Source organism: Vulcanococcus limneticus LL (genome assembly GCF_002252705.1).
GTDB lineage: Bacteria > Cyanobacteriota > Cyanobacteriia > PCC-6307 > Cyanobiaceae > Vulcanococcus > Vulcanococcus limneticus.
In genome coordinates, this window is the sequence record NZ_NQLA01000098.1 from 1 (window position 1) to 3,918 (window position 3,918).

The 3,918-nt window shown below is 64.2% G+C and carries 4 protein-coding genes; 3 read left to right on the forward strand and 1 reads right to left on the reverse strand.

Annotated elements, in window-relative coordinates; genetic code table 11:
- Positions 1 to 572: 572 nt before the first annotated feature.
- A complete protein-coding gene (locus tag CJZ98_RS18595; RefSeq protein WP_157911080.1) occupies positions 573 to 890 on the reverse strand; it encodes a hypothetical protein in 318 nt (105 codons plus the stop codon).
- Positions 891 to 2,139: 1,249 nt separating this feature from the next.
- Here CJZ98_RS18595 and CJZ98_RS17300 point away from each other — a divergent pair.
- The 3 genes from CJZ98_RS17300 to CJZ98_RS17310 all read left to right on the forward strand — a co-directional run bounded on the left by CJZ98_RS17300 (position 2,140) and on the right by CJZ98_RS17310 (position 3,825).
- A complete protein-coding gene (locus CJZ98_RS17300) occupies positions 2,140 to 2,595 on the forward strand; it encodes an SLOG family protein (protein ID WP_232756583.1) in 456 nt (151 codons plus the stop codon).
- Positions 2,596 to 2,646: 51 nt separating this feature from the next.
- On the forward strand, positions 2,647 to 3,273 hold the full coding sequence (locus CJZ98_RS17305; protein WP_094592353.1) for a siphovirus Gp157 family protein: 627 nt from the start codon (positions 2,647 to 2,649) through the stop codon (positions 3,271 to 3,273).
- Positions 3,274 to 3,360: 87 nt separating this feature from the next.
- Positions 3,361 to 3,825, forward strand: a complete 465-nt coding sequence (locus CJZ98_RS17310; RefSeq protein ID WP_232756584.1) for a Rad52/Rad22 family DNA repair protein — start codon at positions 3,361 to 3,363, stop codon at positions 3,823 to 3,825.
- The last annotated feature ends 93 nt before the right edge of the window (positions 3,826 to 3,918 follow it).

The window sequence follows — 3,918 nt, forward strand, 5'->3', positions numbered from 1 at the left end:
CCTGGAGCGTCTTGCGGCCACTGATCGCCTCCATGGCGACCTTGGCCTTGAACTCGGGGCTATGGGTGCGGCGTTTGCTCATGGGTGGGAGCCCCCTGTCAGGGGCGGTGCCCCGCCTCACAGGTTAACGATGGAGCCTGTCCAGAAAACCCAGACCACCTCACTCCAGGCACAGTTTGACCTTGTGGCCTGCCGCAAAGTTGCTTGACAGAATGAAGTCGTCACCCTCTCCTGAATAGATGCCAACTCCATTGGCGAGAAGGATAAAGACCTCCTTGCCGACGTCATTGTTTGTACGAGCGTAACCAGGATCACCTGGACTGGGAACCATTCTGAATCGCTTGGACTGCACAAAGGAGTCAGCACAAGTCCCTACGGTCTTGGGAGGGAGTGCTGCGATGGAAGGACTGTTCCATAATACAAGCAATCCTGTTACAAGGCAGGCAGAAGCTACTCTTATCATCGTGCAGCGCTGACTTTGCTGATGCTACAAAGCTGAAGGTGCTCCTCAACGAGCCGCCACATACTGTCAGCACTGACGACGCCTGGGGCAGGAGCGGGACTGACTCCGCTCAGAGCAACGAATGGCAACCAGGGGTGGAGCGCCAGAAACGCTCCCCAGCAGTCAGGAGGGAGTGATCGTCCCGCCAGCGTTGATCATCCCTGTAGTAGAGGCCGCTTCCCACCCCAACCAGCAGGACTAGTGGGCCACCCTTGGGTCGCATGCCGTCCCAGAACCCAGCAGTGCCTCTGACAAGCTGGTCGCCCCAGAACACCACGACGACGCTTGAGGGATCGTTCGGACCGCCTGTACTCCACCAGTTGCTGCCCTCGTAGAGCAGAGCACCCAGGACAGTGCCGATCCCGTTGGTGCTGGTGAAGCGGATCACGGCATCAGGGAGACCTCACTGGCCCAATGGCAGGAGCAGGGGAGAGACTGCTCTGCAAGAACAACTGAGGGCGCTGCCACCAGATCGCTGTAACAGTGCTCACGCGATCTGCTTCTTCACGCCAAGGGCATCAGGGAGCGGGTCAACGCGAATCACGGTGAAGGGCACTGACCGCAGACGAGCTTCAGATCCTGGGGATAGACCTCGACAATGAGGGCGTCGGCGGCAGAAACCCTGTATTGCTTCGACTGCGGTTGGATTGCCCTGAGATCGCTGTCGGTGAAAGGCCTTTGCGAAATACCCCAACACGCAAGCAAGCACCCCCAACAGAAACCCCAACAGGCTTTTCGGGGAACCTGGTTATTGATGGATCTCTCAGGACCACCCACTCACCAAGAACCCAGATACAACAAAGGGTCTGGACGAATCAGACCCTCCTGAGACCCCTACAAAACGGAGAGGGTGTCCTCTGAACTGATCTTAACAGTCATTGGCATGACTGGGTTCTCTGCGGGAGAGCCGGTCAGTACACCACCATTTGCACCACCTCTTTGGCGGGCTTCTGGCGGATCGACTGGGACCTCGGGGGACATTGACTTGGACCTATCCACCCCTGCTCCTTGATGGCCTGAGGCCAGGAGAGGCAGCTGCCTGGTGCTCATCAAGCCATGGTGGCGATCAGAGGCCACTGGAGCAAATGTTCCCCGAGTCGTGATCAACGGGAGGTCGCGGCGCTCGCCTCTGCCCAAGGAGCTGCGGCCGGCAGCGGCTTCCCTCAGCGTGCCACGGCTGCGCCGTGGCCTGCGTCGGTCGCCGCCGCCGCCCTCCGCGGGGTGCCATGGGGTGAAGGAATAGCGAAGTGGTGCTCCCGCGGCTGCGGTGGCCTGGCGCATGGAAGGCACCAGCTTGATGGGGAGAAGCCCTGATTCTGGCGCGCGCGGCTGCGCGACTGATACATTCAGAAGCCTCAAGATCGTGGCCAGAAGTTCTCCTTTTGCCCTCGCCAGGCCAGAGGCAGTCATTCCTTGAGAAGCATTGCTGCAGCTGAGCTTCACTGCCTTACCAGTGTTTCTGTACTGGTAGAATAAGGGCTGCGCCAAAGGCCCCGAGCCCATCGCCTGCGGCAACGAAATCCCGAGACAACCTGCTCCGTTCGTTTGCTCCGTAGGTCATGAATTCACTCCCTTCAGTGGTGGCTCAGGCCGCCGCATTGGGCTCTTATTCGATTGGGCCATTACTGGCGCCGGCCGTGATCACCCCGCTGCGGCCCGTCCGCGCTGGTCGGGTGGTCGTCGCCGGTGGTGGCCGCGATCTCCTTTGGTCGCCCCAGCAGATCGCCGCTTCCCTGGTGGCCCGCACCAGTGGCCAGCTCGTGCATGAGCTGCTCCATGGCGGGGCCCGTGGCGCTGATCGCGCCATCGGCCGCGCCGCCCGTCAGCTGGGCTGGCCTGTTGGGGTGCTCCCCGCCGATTGGCGCCGCCATGGCCGTGCGGCTGGGCCGATCCGTAATCGCGAGCTGCTCGAGCTGGCGATCAGCCGGGCCGTGGCCCTCACGTCCGCCGCGGCCCCGGTTGCCGTGCTGGTGGTGGCGTTCCCCGGTGGTGCAGGCACCGCCTCGCTGGTGCAGCAGGCCCGGCGCATGGCCGCCAGTTCCCCGGTGCCGATCGCCGTGGCGCAGATCAGCCAAGCCCCCGCTGTCCCTTGATCCCAGCGGCATCGCCGCTGACTCCATCCCCATCCCATCGCCGTCCTTCCCATGGCTGTCCTCACCCCCATCCCCGCGGCTCCTGTGGGTGTCCCTGCCCCAGGGGCCATCGCCTCAGGCCCTACCTGCTCCCTGCAGCGATCCGGTTCCCTCTGGCAGCTGGGCATCGAGGCCCAGGAGCTCACCTCCGCCATCGGCAAGTTGGCTGAGCAGCTGGAAGCCGATGACGACACTCGCGCCCTGGCCCTCGCCGAGCTCGAGGCCGCCCTGCTGGCCGAAGAGGGCAACAAGCACGCCCTCGCCGCCAAGGCTGATGCCACCTGCTGGGTGATCGAGCATCTGCGCGCTCAGGCCGCCTACCGCCAGCAGCAGGCCAAACGGCTCACCGAGCTGTCGCGATCCGATGCCGACCGGGCCGATGCCCTGGAGGAATCGCTGGTGCTGGTGCTCACCCGCGTGCATCCGTCGGCAACTCGTTTCTCCTTCCCGAACCACGAGCTCAGCTCCCGCAAGTCCCAGTCCGTCGAGATCGACGACGAGGAAGTCCTCGATCCCCAGTGGCTGAGCTTCACCACCACCAGCAAGCCGGACAAGGCCGCCATCAAGGAGGCCCTCAAAGCAGGCAGGGAGATCCCCGGCGCCCAGCTGATCTCCCGCCGCTCCTGGCGCATCCACTGAGGGGCCATAGGCCCCCTCGCAATTGGGGTCCCGGTGGGGAAGCCGGGGTCCCTTCCCTTCCTCCCCACACCATTGCTTCCCACCGCCATGACCGTCGCCGCTCCTTCCGCCAACGGGGCCAGCACCGCCAGCCGCCCCGCAACTCCTCGCCCCGTCCAGAGGCCGCCCAAAGCTCTGGAGTTGATCCGCTCCGCTGATCGAAGCGAGGCACTCCCTCCATCCGCGCCGGAATCTGCGTCGGCCGCCGTCCCGGTTCAGCCCCCTGGCTTCTCCCCCGAGCAGCTCGCCGCCCTCTCCGCTCCCCTCAATCGGGCCAACGTCCGCCAGCGGGAGCAGGGACGTAGCCGCGTGAGCTATCTGGAGGGTTGGCAGGTGATCGCGGAAGCCAACCGCATCTTTGGTTTCGACGGCTGGCAGCGCCAGACCATCGCCGTGCGCTGCGTCGCCCAGGCCGAACGCCTGATCGGTGCCAGAGGCACGAGCCGAGATCAGAAGTCGGGCTGGGGCGTCACCTACACCGCCCGTGTGCGTGTCACCGTCACCGCCGGTTGACGTGGACCCCGGAAACCGGTCCAGGGTGAATGAGAGTCCTCATCCGGCCAGACTGGGCCGGGGACTCGACCATGAAACGCACCAGGCACACAG

Coding starts and splice junctions, on each gene's coding strand:
- CJZ98_RS17305 (WP_094592353.1), top strand. CDS start 2,647: ATGGCTGTCCTCACCCCCATCCCCGCGGCTCCTGTGGGTGTCCCTGCC.
- CJZ98_RS17310 (WP_232756584.1), top strand. CDS start 3,361: ATGACCGTCGCCGCTCCTTCCGCCAACGGGGCCAGCACCGCCAGCCGC.